Raw genomic sequence first — 13,995 nt, 5'->3', positions numbered from 1 at the left:
CCGCCGGGACGTCCGGCTTGAACAGGAACCAAGTTAGGCTCATCCTGATTGCAGAAAAAGCGAAACCTCCGCAAGCCAGCCTTGAGCCGGGTTCAACATGGACCAATCCGCATGAGCCGTTTGCCGCTGGACCAGATCGACGCCTTCGTCACCGCCGCGCGGTTGAAGAACCTGACCCGCGCGGCCGAGGCCATGCACCTGACGGTGAGCGCGCTCAGCCATCGGATGCGATTGCTGGAGGAACGGGTAGGCCACAAGCTGCTGGCGCGTGGACCGCGCGGGGTCGAACTGACTCCGGAGGGCCAGCGCCTGTTCGACGCGGTGGCCACGCCGCTGGATGCGATCGGCCACGCGCTGCAACGGATGTCGGCGCGCAACGACCACGTCATCACCCTGAGCCTGATCCCGTCGATGGCCACCGCCTGGCTGGTGCCGCGCCTGCCCGATTTCCTGGCCGCCAATCCGGAGCTCGGCCTGAACCTGCAGTCGAGCACCCACGTGGTGGATTTCGATCGCGAACCGGTCGACGTGGCGCTGCGGCTGGGCGGCGGGCGCTGGCCCGGCGTCCGCTCGGAACTGCTGTTCCACGAATGGATCCAACCGGTCGCCAGCCCGGCCTTCCTCAAGCGCCACGGCAAGCCCGCGCTCACGCGCATCGGCAGCCTGCCGCTGCTGGGCGATCCCTCCGATCGCTGGAAGGAATGGTTCGCCGAGTTCGGCGGCGAGGTGCCGCGCCGGTTCGTGGCCCAGTTCGACGACACCGAGACCCTGCACCAGGCCGCCGCGCAGGGCATGGGGGTGGCGTTGGCGCGGCTCACCCTCGCCGAACCGCTGATCAAGGCGGGCCGGCTGGTACCGCTGACCGGCAAATGCCTGCAGGCCGATTTCGCCCACTACCTGGTCTATCCGGAGCGCAGCCTGGCGCATCCGGATTTCCAGACCGTGCGCAAATGGGTGCTGGACCAGGCGCGGGTGGACGCATGATCCAGCCGACCGTCATCGCCACGCTCATCCACGATGCGTTCGCCGACTATCACGCGCGCTTCGCCGAGATCACCCAGCGCGCGCGGCATCGGTTCGAGACCATGGACTGGGCCGGCGCGCGCGCCGATGCGGTCGAGCGCATCGAGCTGTACGACGAATGCATCGCCGAATGCGCGCTGCGCCTGCAGGCGGCGCTGCTGGATCACGCGCATGACCGTACCCTGTGGTCGGCGGTGCGCGACGGCTACGACCGCCTGATCGCGGATCTGATCGACCGCGAGCTGTACAAGACCTTCTACAACACCCTGACCCGGCGTTTCTTCAAGACCCGCGGCGTGGATCCGTCGATCGAGTTCATCGCGATGGACGTCGAACCGACCGACGCCATCACCCATCCGGTCGCGCGGCACAGCTACGCGGTGTCCGAGCAGCGCCCCACCGACACCTTCGTGCGGGTGCTGGGCGATTATCGCTTCGATATTCCCTACGCACACCGCACCCGCTGCGCGGCCTCGATTGCCATCCGCCTGCAGGACGATCTGGCGCACTGGGGCGAGAACCCGGTGCGCGGGATCGAACTGCTGGACACGGTGTTCTACCGCGAGCGCCGCGCCTACCTGATCGGCCGGGTGTTCGGCGAACACCGCTTCTCGCCCTGCGTGATCGCGCTGGTCAACGACGGCGGCAAGCTGAAGGCCGAGGCGGTGCTGACCCGGCGTGGCGACGTCGCGCACCTGTTCGGCACCTCGCGCAGCTATTTCCACGCGGACCTGTCCACCGTCGGCGACGCGGTGGTGTTCCTGCGCTCGCTGCTGCCGGGCAAGCCGATCGACGAGATCTACACGGTGCTGGGCCGGGCCAAGCAGGGCAAGACCGAACGCTTCCGCACCTTCTTCCATCACTTCGACACCCAGGCCGGCGAGCAGCTGGTGCAGGCCGAGGGCACGCCGGGCATGGTGATGGCGGTATTCACCCTGCCCAGCTATCCGCTGGTGTTCAAGATCATCCGCGACCGTTTCGCCTATCCCAAGGAAGTCAGCCGCAAGGACGTGGAGGACCGCTACAACCTGGTGTTCCACCTGGATCGCGTCGGTCGCCTGCTGGACACCCAGCCCTACCGTTTCCTGCGCTTCCCGCGCGCGCGTTTCGCGCCTGCCCTGCTGGAGGAACTGCGGTCCACCTGCGGTCACGGCATCACCGAGGACGGCGACGACCTGATCATCCACCTGTGCTACGTGCAACGGCGGTTGCGCCCGCTCAACCTGTACCTGCGCGAGCAGAAGCCCGAGGCCGCGCTCGCCGCCGCCATCGACTACGGCCAGGCGATCAAGGACATGGCGCGCAACAACATCTTCCCCGGCGACATGCTGCTGAAGAATTTCGGCGTGTCGCGGCACGGCCGCGCGGTGTTCTACGACTACGACGAGCTGTGCCTGGTCACCGACTGCCACTTCCGCGACTGGCCGCAACCCACCTGTTATGAGGAGGAAATGGCCGACGGGCCGTGGTTCTACGTTGGTCCTGGCGACGTGTTTCCGGAACGCTTCCCGCAGTTCCTCGGCCTGCCCGCGCCGCAGGCGAGCGCATTGCGCGCGGCGCATGGCGATCTGTTCCGCGCCGGCTGGTGGCGCGATCTGCAGGCGCGGCTGGCCGCCGGCGACTATCCGGACACGCCGCCGTATCCGGACGCGTTGAAACTGGCCTGAGCTTCGCCTGAGCCGCTACGCGCGGGCTTCCACGATCGCGTCCATTTCCCTGCGGCGGTGCGGCTCGACATTCGGACACGTCCTATGGGAGATCCCGTCCGGGCCGCCTAACGTCTCCGGTTCCTTCACCGGTAACGGCATCGTGCGACTCATTCCCCGAATCCTGCTTTCCATTCTGATGGTCGCCGCATGGCCGCTTGCGGCCGAGGACGCGGTACCGCCATCGCCAGCGGAAACCTTCCAGCTCTACATCCGCACCTTCCTCCGTTTCGACACGGAAGCCGCCAGAACGCTCCAGGACGCAATCGAACCCCGGTATGGCGCCGGTATCGTCCCCAAACCGGAAGACGTCGCCGCGATGGCGGCACTGGTTCGCTCCGGCGGCGTACCCGGATTCCCGACTCAGGCCGAGGTCGCGGGAAGCGGCGAGGATCCGGTGGAAAAGAAGATCATGCAGTCCATGCAGCTGATATCCGCCCCTCTGTACGATACTTTCACCAGCGTGGCCTGCACGGTCGGGGACGTCACCATCACCAGTCCCGGCGAGCCTGCCGAGGGAAAGGTCGCGACCTTCGCCTACACCTGTCTTGTTCCGGATGTCTCCCGCACGCACGAAGCGTTCCAGGCCGCCATGAACGAGCCCTCGCCGGAGCGGATGGAGGCCTTCGCCAATACGTACATCGCCGCACTGAAGGGTCCTCGCAACAGCCGGGTCGAGGGCACCTTCACGCTATCCGCCGCGACCGCCGATGGTCCCTGGTACGACCCTGACCGCGATTTCATCAGCGTCCTGTACGCGCTGCAGATGGCGATGGTCCCGTTCGCGGATCTGCACGAGGAAACCGAGGTCGCGAAGGTTCCACCGCTCACCGGCGTCCCGATCTGCGACGTGCTGATCGCGCGGCATCGCGCCTGCATGACCCGGCGCGCCCCCGACGCGCTGCCGGTGGTGGAGGAGATGGCGGACGAACTCGAGCAGATGTCGGCATTCCGGGATGCCCGGGACATGACCCGCCATTGCAAGACGCTTCATCTGCTGCTCCAAACCCAGTGGGGACCGGAGTGCTTCGCCACTCCCTGACCCCTTGTTACGGTATCGACACGGGGAGGCGGGGCTTCCCGAAGCGACAATTGTCCCCGCCAGTTCCGAAGATCGCCAGCGACCTGATCATGGCCCGCTGACAGCCAGCGCGTTACCTTTGTCGCGCCTCCCGTCTTTCCGGTCCGCGATGAGCACCTACCGCCTGCAATCCATCTTCCGGCCCACCTCGGTGGCGGTGGTCGGCAGCCGGTCGCGGCCGCGTTCGGTCGGACGCGCGGTGATCAACAACCTGCTGGAAGCCGGTTTCGGCGGACCGATCGGCCTGGTCAACCTGCATCCGGCCACCATCGACGGCGTGACCACCGCCCGGCGCCTGCGGGACCTGCCGTGGAAGCCGGATCTGGTGGTGATCGCCACCCCGCCGGCCACGGTGCCGGGCATCGCCCGCGAGGCGGCCGAGTGCGGCGCCGGCGCGGTCGCGGTGCTGACCGCGGCGATGGGTTCGGGTCCGGACTCACCGGCGGCGCAACTGGATGCCATCGCGCGCGAGAAGGGCCTGCGCGTGCTGGGGCCGAACTGCCTGGGCGTGATCGCCCCACACGTGCGCCTCAATGCCAGCCTCGCCGGCCGCCTGCCGAGCGCGGGCGATCTGGCGCTGATTTCGCAATCGGGCGCGATTTCCGGCGGACTGGTGGAATGGAGCGTCGGCCGCTCGGTCGGATTCTCCGCGGTGGTGTCGCTGGGTGACGCGCTGGACGTGGATTTCGCCGACCTGCTCGACTACTTCGCCACCGATCACCGCACCCGCGCCATCCTGCTCTACGTCGAGGCGATCAAGGACGCGCGCAAGTTCATGTCGGCCGCGCGCGCGGCGGCGCGCACCAAGCCGGTGGTGGTGGTGAAATCGGGCCTGCCCTCCGCCGCGGGCGGCCGCGCGGCCGCCGACAGCACCCACGTGCAGCACCTGGCGCATCCGCGCGCGGTGTATGACGCCGCGTTCCGACGCGCCGGCCTGTTGCAGGTGCGTTCGCTGGACGAACTGTTTTCCGCCGCCGAAACCCTGGGACGCCTGCGCGCGTTTCCGGGCCGACGGTTGGCGATCCTGACCAACGGCGGCGGCGTGGGCGCGCTGTCGGTGGACCGCCTGCACGAACTGGGCGGCACCCTGGCCGCGCTGTCCGACGGCACCCGCGACCGCCTGGACGCGATGCTGCCGGCGGGCTGGTCGCGCAGCAATCCGGTGGATCTGCTGACCGACATCGACGCCGAACGCTACGCCGCCACCATCGCCGCACTGCTGGACGATCCGGAGAACGACGCCCTGCTGGCGGTCAACGTACCCACCGTGTTGTCCTCGGCGGTGGAGACCGCCGAAGCGATGACCCGCCTGCTGCGGGCGCGCCCCGCGCACGGCCCGCACAAGCCGGTGTTCGCGGTCTGGCTGGGCCACGATCCGGCCGCTGCCGAAGTGCTCGATGCCGCGCGCATTCCCAACTACCCGACCGAGTCCGACGCGGTCGGCGGCTTCATGCACCTGGTCCGCTACCGCGAAGCGCAGGCGGCGCTGATGGAGACGCCGCCCAGCCTGCCCGAGGATTTCGTGGTCGACACCGATGCGGCGCGCGCGCTGGTGGAGCAGGCATTGAGGGATGGCCAGCACTGGCTGGATCCGCTGGCGACCGCGCACGTGCTGGCGGCCTACGGCATTCCGGTCGCGCCGTTGCAGCGCGCGCGCGATCCGGACGACGCGGCGCGGGTGGCCGAGCCGCTGCTCGCGCAGGGCCTGGCGGTGGCGGTGAAGATTCTTTCGCCGGACATCCCGCACAAATCCGATGTCGACGGCGTGCGCCTGAACCTGGTCAGCGCCGACGCGGTGCGCGAGGCGGCCGCCGGCATCCTCCAGCGCGCGCGCGCGGCGCGCCCGGACGCGCGCATCGGCGGCGTGCTGGTGCAGCCGACCCTGTTGCGGCCGAAGGCACGCGAGCTGATCGCCGGCATCGCCGACGACGAGGTGTTCGGCCCGGTGATCGTGTTCGGGCGCGGCGGCACCGCGGTGGACGTGATCGACGACAAGGCGCTGGCGCTGCCGCCGCTGGATCTGCGCCTGGCGCATGAACTGATCGGCCGCACCCGGGTCTCGCGGGTGCTCAAGGCGTATCGCGACGTGCCGGCCGCCGACGAGCGCGCGATCGCGCTGGTGCTGGTCAAGCTGGCCCAGCTGGCCGCCGACATCCCGGAAATCCGCCAGCTGGACATCAATCCGCTGCTGGCCGATCGCGACGGCGTGATCGCGGTGGACGCGCGCATCGCGGTGGCGCCGGGCCGCAAGCTGCACAAGGGCCGCGGCCACCCGCGCTTCGCGATCTTCCCCTATCCGAAGGAATGGGAGCGCACGATCACCCTGGCCGACGGCAGCGACGCCTTCGTGCGGCCGGTGCGGCCGGAGGACGACGCGATGTTCCGCGAGTTCTTCACCCATGTCACCGACGAGGACCTGCGCCTGCGCTTCTTCCAGTCGGTGCGCCATTTCAGCCACGAGTTCATCGCCCGCCTGACCCAGATCGACTACGCGCGCTCGATGGCGCTGGTGGCGCTGGATCCGGCCAGCGGACAGATGCTGGGCGCGGTGCGCCTGCACGCCGACGCCAATTACGAACGTGGCGAGTACGGCATCCTGGTGCGCTCGGATCTCAAGGGCCACGGCATCGGCTGGCGGCTGATGCGGATCATGATCGAATACGCGCGCTGGCTGGGGCTGGCGGTGGTGGAAGGCCAGGTGCTGCGCGACAACCGCACCATGCTGGCGATGTGCGAGCAGCTGGGCTTCCGCATCCGCGCCGATCCCGACGAGCCGACCCTGATGGACGTGGAACTGCCCATCGACGGACGCACCGAGGACGGCGCCGGCTAGAGCCGGCAGACCTGGCGCAGGCGCACCTCGCCCGGATCCACGCCATGCTGGTCGGCGGCCGCCTGGCGCAGCCGCCGGATCAACCCCGCGGGATCGCGGTTGGCGGCGTCGGCGGCGCAGCCCAGGGTGATCTGGCCCCAGGCGACCGCTTCGCCCATCGCGTAGACCTCGTAGTCGGCGAAGTAGCCGCTTTCGGGCGCCAGCCGCTCAGGTACCGACATGGCGTTCGGACTCGCATTCGGCGCAGCCCAGATGCTCCAGCGCCATTTCCAGCGCCAGCGTATAGCTCTGCGCGCGGTAGCCCTGGGCGACCGCGAGGCAGGCCGGCGAGGGTGGCAAGCGCGGTTCGGGCGCGTCGCAGGCGTCGTCGTGCACTTCGATGTAGGGAATCCCGGTGTGGTCCACCGCCTCATGCAGGCGCGCGCTGCCGGCGGCGCTGCCGGGATCCAGCAGCAACAGCTCGGTGTGCGCCCGTCGCGCGCTGTCCAGTGCATGCAGGTACTCAGCTTCGTTGGCGCACACGCGCACCGCCAGGGTCTTGCCGGCGACGGCCGCGCGCTCGGCCAGTCCGCGCAGGATCTGCGGCGGCAACGGGGGCGGAGGTTCGCTGTGATGGGCGCGGCGCTCCGGGCCGCGGATGAGCAGTAACGACATGGGAGAACTCCGTCGGGAGGGAGGAATGGAAAGTGGTCAGACGCCGCTCGCCGGCATGGCCAGCCGGCGCAGGGCGATGGACAGCGCCAGCGTGTGGCCGGCGTGACGGTCGCGGTTGAACACGACCGTCGCCAGCGGCGCGTGCCGGAGATCCAGATAGGTCTCCAGCACCTGCGCGCTGTCGTCGTGCACCTCGATGTAGGGCATCGACAGCTGATCCAGGGTCTCGCGCAGCGCCGGCAGGCCGGGGTCGTTGGCGGCGATGTCACCGGAATCCAGCAACAGCATGCGCGCGTCCAGGCTGGTGCCGGCACGCAGTCCGGTCAGCAGCGCGTCCACGCTGGGGCAATGGCAATGGAACACGGTGTGGCCGCGGGCGCGTGCCTGGGATTGCAGGCCGCGCACGGCCCGCGGCGCCAGCATCGGCGCGTGGCCAGCCGATGATGCGTGCGGGCCTTCGATGATCAGCAGGTTCATGCCTGGCTTCCGGACGCGCTTGCGCGCAGTCCGGTCAGCCTAGGCGGCGGTGGCGTAAACGGGCCATTCCGGACACGGGCGTCCTGCGTAAATTCCACATAAGCGCGCCGACGCCGATGGCATGGATTCAGCCATGCCGCAGCGCGACCGCATGGTAGGCTCGCGGCACTTTTCCCCCGGAGGACACCCGATGAAGTCGCATTCGATTTGCCTCGCCGTGCTGCTGGCCCTGGGCGCACCCGTGATCGCGCAGGCGCAGGATGCCGCGGCAACCGCCGCCGACGCCGCTTCCGGCATCGACACGATGCTCAAGGGCAACTGGCGCGCGCCAGCCAACGTGGCCCGCGACGATGCCCGCCATCCGCTGGAAACCCTGACGTTCTTCGGGCTGAAACCGGATCAGACCGTGGTCGAGATCACGCCCGGTGGCGGCTGGTACTCCGAGATCCTGGCGCCGTACCTGCGCGAACGCGGCCAGTACGTGGCGGCGGTGGTGGATCCGATGGCGGTGGCCGAAGGCCGCGGGCGCGATTACCAGCAGCGCAGCAAGGACGGACTGGAAAAGAAGCTCGCCGCCTCCCCCGCCCAGTACGACAAGGTCCGGGTGACGGCCTATTCGCCGTCGGCGCCGGTGTTCGGCGCGCCGGGCTCGGCGGATCTGGTGCTGACCTTCCGCAACGTCCACAACTGGCGCTCGGCGGGCCAGGCCGAAGGCATGTTCAAGGGCTTCTTCGACGTGCTCAAGTCCGGCGGCGTGCTGGGCGTGGTCGAGCATCGCGCCAAGCGCGACGTGCCGGCGGACGACAACAGCGGCTATGTCGGCGAGGCGCAGGTGATCGCGCTGGCCGAGGCGGCGGGTTTCCGCCTGGACGGCAAGAGCGAGGTCAATGCCAACCCGCGCGACACCAAGGACCATCCCAATGGCGTGTGGACGCTGCCGCCGACCAACAACCACGATGCCAAGGATGCGGCGAAGTACCAGGCCATCGGCGAAAGCGACCGGATGACGCTGCGCTTCGTGAAGCCCTGATTCAAGCGGTTGTTCCGTGCTGATCGCGTTCAATAAACCCTTCAACGTGCTGTGCCAGTTCACCGACCGCAGCGTTCCGCCCCGGCGGACGCTGGCGGAATTCGGCCTGCCGCCGCGGGTATACGCGGCCGGCCGCCTGGACCACGACAGCGAAGGGCTGCTGCTGCTGACCGACGACGGCGGACTCGCGCATCGCCTAACCGATCCCCGCCACAAGCAGGCCAAGACCTACCGGGTGCAGGTGGAAGGCGCGCCGGACGAGGCGCAGCTGGACGCGTTGCGGCGCGGGGTGGTGTTGAGCGATGGACCGACCCGGCCGGCGGAGGTGCGCCGGCTGGATCCGCCGCCGGCGCTGTGGCCGCGCGATCCGCCGGTGCGCTTCCGCAAGACCGTACCGGACGCCTGGCTGGAAGTGCGCATCACCGAAGGCCGCAACCGGCAGGTGCGGCGGATGACCGCCGCCGTCGGCTTGCCGACCCTGCGACTGGTGCGCGTGGCGATGGGTGAAGTCTCCCTGGGCGACCTCGCTCCCGGCCAATGGCGGGAAATCCGCACGTAGAGCCGAGCTTGCCCGGCTTGGTGGTCATCGGGAAGGAAACATCGCGCGCAGCGGAGCAAGCTCCGCTCTACGATGCCGTGTAGAGCCGAGCTTGCTCGGCTTGGGGATCATCGGGAAGGAAACACCGCGCGCAGCGGAGCAAGCTCCGCTCTACGATGCCGTGTAGAGCCGAGCTTGCTCGGCTTGGGGATCATCGGGAAGGAAACATCGCGCGCAGCGGAGCAAGCTCCGCTCTACAGCTTTGTGTAGAGCCGGGCTTGCCCGGCTTGGGTCATCGGGACGGAAATGCCATGTGAAGCGGAGCAAGCTCCGCTCTACGTCAGGGGTTGGGCGAGGTGGAGCGGGAGGCGGCGGCGCGGCGGCCGGCGCGGCCGGTGCCGTTGACCTTGCGCGCTTCGATGCGACGCGACTTGCCTTCGATCGGCGCGTCGGCGGCGTCGCGCTTGCGCTTGCGGTAGGCCGCATAGGCCAGCAGGCCAATGCCGGCGGCCGCGGCGACGGCCACCACCGGGTTGCGGCGGATGAACTTGCCCGCGGTCTTGGCGCCAGTCTTCGCCGCGCCCAGCACCACGCCGGTCTGCAGCAGCTTGTCGGCGTTTTTCGGCATCGCCTGCTTGAGGTTGCTGCCGGCCTGGCTGACCAGCTCCAATGCGCGGTCGGTAATGATGGTGAGCTTGCTCATCGTCGTTGTCCTGTGGGAGATGACGGGTCCAGTGTCCATCGGGGGATGTTCACGGCCCGTTAGCGGACCACGCCCGCGCCTTCCGTTGGCTGAACGGCTGCGGCCCCGTTCTTGTGGCCCTGTGGGAGCGACGTCAGTCGCGAAGGGGCTTTCCCGCAGGCGTCCATCGCGACTGACGTCGCTCCCACAAGGGAAGAAACCCGATCTCAGGTCCCGCGCGGCTTGGCGCGGTGGGTGGCTTGGGCAGTCCAGGGGTCGTCGGGCCAGGGGTGCTTGGGGTACCGGCCCTTCATTTCCTTCTTCACTTCCGGGTAGGTGCGTTCCCAGAAGCCGCGCAGGTCCTGGGTCACCTGCAAGGGGCGGCCGCCCGGCGAAAGCAGGTGCAGGGTCAGCGGGACGCGACCGTCGGCGATGCGCGGCGTTTCGGCCAGGCCGAACAGTTCCTGCAGCTTCACCGCCAGCACCGGGGGTTGCCCGTGCGCGTATTCGATGCGCCGTTCCATGCCCGACGGCACGATGATGCGGGTCGGGGCGAGCGCATCGACACGCTGGCGCAGCGACCAGTCCAGCGGCGACTTGAGCGCCTCGGCCAGTTCGGACTCGCCGAGCGCATCCAGCCGGCTCTTGCCGGCGAAGGCGGGCCGCAGCCAGCGATCCAGATCCGCCAGCAGGGCCTCGTCGGACAAATCCGGCAGGCCAAGCTCGGGCATCCATTCGCGCAGGCAGCGCACGCGTTCGCGCCATTGGCCCAGTGATTCGGTCCATGGCAAGGCATCGATGCCCAGTTCGCGCACCGCGTCGGTGAGCGCTTGCGCCGCCAATGCGGGATCGACACGGCCGGTTGAACGCGCTTCCAGCACGATGCGATCGAAGCGGGCTTCGCGCTGCGCGCTCAGCGCGCGCTTGCCGGCATCCCAGCGCACCGCGTCCTCGGTGACGAAGCGATCCGGAAACTCCGCGCGCAGAAAGCCTTCGTCAACCGGCGCACCGCGCTGGATCAACGCGTCCTTGGCTTCGTAGCGCAGTTCGCTGGCGACAATCCAGGGTTCGCCGAACAGCGCGCTGTCGTCGAACAGACGCGCCATGCGTCCGTTCGCCAGCGCATAGCGGCGCGGGTCCTGCGGATGCTGGTAGCCGATGCGATCGGGATAGGCATGGCTCAGGCGATCACCCAGCAGGTGCGTCTCGACGGTCGATGGCGGCGGCGCGTCTTCGCGCAGGCGCCGCCGCCACTGCTTGGACGCCGCGTCGATGGCGGCAAGCGCGGAACGATGCGCGTCCGCCGGCGCCCTGCCCTGGCGGAATGCCGCCAGCGCGCGCCAACGCGCAGCCAGGGCATCACCGCCGCCACGCAGCGGATCCCGCGCTTCGATCAGCGCCGCCAGATCGCAGGCCAATGCGCGGGTCGCACCCGCCGGCGCCGACAGCAGCATCGCCGCCAGCCTGGGATGCGTGCCCAGCGCCAGCATCCGCTGGCCCAGCGCGGTGACGCCGCCGCTGTCGCCGAGCGCGCCCAGCCGCTGCAACAACTCGCGCGCCGCGCCGAGGGCGCCGGCCGGCGGCGGATCCACGAAGCGGAGTTGGTCGCTGCCCCACGCCGCCAGTTCCAGCGCCAGCGCGGCCAGTTCGACCTGGGCGATTTCCGGGCGGCGCTGTGGTTCCAGCCGCTGCGATTGCGGCCACAACCGGTATGCCCATCCTTCGGCGACGCGACCGGCGCGACCGGCGCGCTGGTCGGCGGAAGCCTGCGAGATGGCAACGACTTCCAGTCGCGCGAAACCGCTGTTGGGATCGTAGCGCGGCTCGCGCGCCAGCCCGGCGTCGATCACCACGCGCACGCCCGGCAGGGTCACCGAGGATTCGGCCACGTTGGTCGCCAGCACCACCCGGCGATGGCCGTGCGGATCTGGTTGCAGCACTTCGGCCTGGCGCTCCACGGGCAGCTCGCCGTGCAGCGGCAACACCGCGACATCGCGCGGCAAGCCATCGAGCAGCGATTGCAGCCGCGCGATTTCGCGCTGGCCGGGCAGGAACACCAGCACGTCGCCCGGATGCGACGCCAGCGCCTGCTCGATCGCGCGGCGCGCCTGCACCTCGGCGGGTTCGTCGCGGCGCGCGGGGAAATGCGCCACCGTCACCGGGAAGCTCCGCCCTTCGCTGGCCAGGCGCGGGGCATCGAGGAAACGCGCCAGGCGTTCGCCATCCAGGGTGGCCGACATCGCCACGATGCGCAGGTCCTCGCGCAGCTGCGCCTGCACATCGAGCGCCAGCGCCAGGCCGAGATCGGCCGACAGATGGCGTTCGTGGAATTCGTCGAACAGGATCGCCGCGACCGATTCGAGCATCGGATCGTCCTGGATCATCCGGGTCAGGATGCCCTCGGTGACGACCTCGATGCGGGTGCGCGCCGACACCTTGTTCTCGAAGCGGATGCGATAGCCGACGGTTTCGCCGACCGCCTCGCCGCGCTGCTTCGCCATGAAGCCGGCGGCCGCGCGCGCGGCCACCCGGCGCGGTTCCAGCATCAGGATGCGGCGCCCCTGCACCCACGGCTCGTCGAGCAGCGCCAGCGGCACCTGGGTGGTCTTGCCCGCGCCGGGCGGCGCTTCCAGCACCAGCCGCGGATGCGCCGACAGGCTCCGCCGGATCTCCGGCAGCAGCGGGGTGATGGGGAATTCCGGTGACGGCACGGGCGACGGCATGGCCCGCTAGGATACCGGCTCCGCGCGCCGGGCCGACTACAATGGCGCGCCCTCCGCTCCACGACTTCCGCTCCATGCACCTGATCGACATCGGCGCCAACCTGACCCACGAAAGCTTCGGCCACGATTTCGACGCGGTGATGCAACGCGCCCGCGCGCACGGCGTGGTGCAGATGGTGGTGACCGGCGCCAGCCGCGAGCATTCGCCGCAGGCGCTCGCGCTGGCCCAGGCGCATCCGGGTGAACTGTTCGCCACCGCCGGCGTGCATCCGCATCACGCGGTCGAGTACACCGACGAGTGCGACGCCGAGATGCGCGCGCTGCATGCGCATCCGGAAGTGGTCGCGGTGGGCGAATGCGGGCTGGACTACTTCCGTGATTTCTCGCCACGGCCGGCGCAGCGGCGCGCGTTCGAGCGCCAGCTGCAGATCGCGGCGGAGAACGGCAAGCCACTGTTCCTGCACCAGCGCGACGCGCATGCGGACTTCGTGGCGATGATGAAGAACTTCGACGGCCGGCTGGGCCCGGCGGTGGTGCACTGCTTCACCGGCAACCGCGAGGAATTGTTCGACTACCTGGACCAGGACTGGCACATCGGCATCACCGGCTGGTTGTGCGACGAACGCCGCGGCCAGCACCTGCGCGAACTGGTCCGGCACATCCCCGCCGAACGGCTGATGATCGAGACCGACTCGCCCTATCTGCTGCCCCGCACCGTCCGGCCGCAGCCCTCGCATCGCCGCAACGAGCCGATGTACCTGGCCCACATCGTCGACGAGCTGGCACGTGATCGCGGCGAATCGGTGGAGGCCACCGCCGCCGCGACCACCGCGACCGCGCGCGCGTTCTTCCGCCTGCCGTCGCGCGAACCGGGTACCTAGCAGGTACCTAGGGTCGTCCGGCCAACCCACGCTCCGGCGCATCGGCCGGACGCGGCAACTGCAACACGACCGTGCGGATGCCGGGCTTCCGGCAGGCGCGCTGGATCTCGGCCATCAGCCGCTGGCGCGAGGCATAGGCTTGGCCGGCGTTGGCCTGGCCCAGCCAGCGACCGGTCTCGTACTGGGACGGCAGGCGTGGTTGCGCGCAATCCACCCGCAGGTCGGTCGGCGGCGTCACGGCGCCGGCATGGGCGGGCAGCGACAGGGCCGCTGCCAGCAGCAGGGCGGACAGCACGGTGGCGGGAATGGCGTTCATGGGGTTTGTTCCTTCGATGGCCGGGTCGCCAGCCTCGCGCCGCCGCCGCGT

13 protein-coding genes are annotated in these 13,995 nt (G+C 69.5%); 7 read left to right on the top strand and 6 right to left on the bottom strand.

The annotated features are described in order from the left end of the window. The first annotated feature begins 111 nt into the window (after positions 1–111). The 4 genes from IB228_RS10200 (at position 112) to IB228_RS10185 (ending at position 6,643) form a co-directional block, all read left to right on the top strand. Complete coding sequence (locus IB228_RS10200; protein ID WP_183639795.1) at positions 112–984, top strand: LysR substrate-binding domain-containing protein; 873 nt, start codon at positions 112–114, stop codon at positions 982–984. Continuing rightward, complete coding sequence (gene aceK / locus IB228_RS10195) at positions 981–2,690, top strand: bifunctional isocitrate dehydrogenase kinase/phosphatase (protein WP_192198290.1); 1,710 nt, start codon at positions 981–983, stop codon at positions 2,688–2,690. The genes IB228_RS10200 and aceK overlap by 4 nt, the downstream gene beginning before the upstream one ends. Positions 2,691–2,832: 142 nt before the next feature. Beyond that, on the top strand, positions 2,833–3,771 hold the full coding sequence (locus IB228_RS10190) for a hypothetical protein (RefSeq protein ID WP_192198289.1): 939 nt from the start codon (positions 2,833–2,835) through the stop codon (positions 3,769–3,771). A 148-nt stretch (positions 3,772–3,919) separates the two neighbouring features. Then, on the top strand, positions 3,920–6,643 hold the full coding sequence (locus tag IB228_RS10185; RefSeq protein ID WP_192198288.1) for a bifunctional acetate--CoA ligase family protein/GNAT family N-acetyltransferase: 2,724 nt from the start codon (positions 3,920–3,922) through the stop codon (positions 6,641–6,643). Here the strand turns inward: IB228_RS10185 and IB228_RS10180 are convergent. Genes IB228_RS10180 through IB228_RS10170 form a run of 3 tightly spaced genes read right to left on the bottom strand, consistent with a single transcriptional unit; the run spans position 6,640 to position 7,774 of the window. Continuing rightward, positions 6,640–6,864 carry a hypothetical protein gene (locus IB228_RS10180; protein ID WP_183639803.1) on the bottom strand — a complete coding sequence of 75 codons (225 nt, stop codon included), beginning with the start codon at positions 6,862–6,864 and terminating at the stop codon, positions 6,640–6,642. The two genes, IB228_RS10185 and IB228_RS10180, sit on opposite strands and share 4 nt — an antisense overlap. Then, positions 6,851–7,297: a type II 3-dehydroquinate dehydratase gene (locus IB228_RS10175; protein WP_183639805.1), complete on the bottom strand. Its 447-nt coding sequence runs from the start codon at positions 7,295–7,297 to the stop codon at positions 6,851–6,853. Before IB228_RS10175 ends, IB228_RS10180 begins: the two co-directional genes overlap by 14 nt. A gap of 36 nt (positions 7,298–7,333) precedes the next feature. Next, positions 7,334–7,774, bottom strand: a complete 441-nt coding sequence (locus IB228_RS10170) for a hypothetical protein (RefSeq protein ID WP_183639807.1) — start codon at positions 7,772–7,774, stop codon at positions 7,334–7,336. 151 nt (positions 7,775–7,925) lie between these two features. On the opposite strand from IB228_RS10170, the gene IB228_RS10165 reads away from it, so the two are divergent. Further along, complete coding sequence (locus tag IB228_RS10165; protein ID WP_183641314.1) at positions 7,926–8,804, top strand: class I SAM-dependent methyltransferase; 879 nt, start codon at positions 7,926–7,928, stop codon at positions 8,802–8,804. 16 nt (positions 8,805–8,820) lie between these two features. Further along, positions 8,821–9,363 (top strand): pseudouridine synthase, encoded by a 543-nt coding sequence (locus IB228_RS10160; RefSeq protein ID WP_183639809.1) that lies wholly within the window; start codon positions 8,821–8,823, stop codon positions 9,361–9,363. 319 nt (positions 9,364–9,682) lie between these two features. Here the strand turns inward: IB228_RS10160 and IB228_RS10155 are convergent, their stop codons facing one another. Beyond that, positions 9,683–10,045, bottom strand: coding sequence for a hypothetical protein (locus tag IB228_RS10155; protein ID WP_225562375.1), 363 nt, complete (start codon positions 10,043–10,045; stop codon positions 9,683–9,685). A gap of 206 nt (positions 10,046–10,251) precedes the next feature. Beyond that, positions 10,252–12,735, bottom strand: a complete 2,484-nt coding sequence (gene hrpB, locus IB228_RS10150) for an ATP-dependent helicase HrpB (protein WP_183641315.1) — start codon at positions 12,733–12,735, stop codon at positions 10,252–10,254. A gap of 86 nt (positions 12,736–12,821) precedes the next feature. Here hrpB and IB228_RS10145 point away from each other — a divergent pair, with 86 nt between their 5' ends. Beyond that, positions 12,822–13,628 (top strand): TatD family hydrolase, encoded by an 807-nt coding sequence (locus IB228_RS10145; RefSeq protein WP_183639811.1) that lies wholly within the window; start codon positions 12,822–12,824, stop codon positions 13,626–13,628. 7 nt (positions 13,629–13,635) lie between these two features. Here the strand turns inward: IB228_RS10145 and IB228_RS10140 are convergent, their stop codons facing one another. Further along, a complete protein-coding gene (locus tag IB228_RS10140; protein WP_183639813.1) occupies positions 13,636–13,944 on the bottom strand; it encodes a hypothetical protein in 309 nt (102 codons plus the stop codon). Positions 13,945–13,995: the final 51 nt, after the last annotated feature.

This window comes from Pseudoxanthomonas sp. PXM04 (assembly GCF_014851695.1).
GTDB classification, from domain to species: domain Bacteria; phylum Pseudomonadota; class Gammaproteobacteria; order Xanthomonadales; family Xanthomonadaceae; genus Pseudoxanthomonas_A; species Pseudoxanthomonas_A beigongshangi.
The sequence above is the reverse complement of the archived record's forward strand: the minus strand, read 5'-3'. Positions and strand labels throughout refer to the sequence as shown.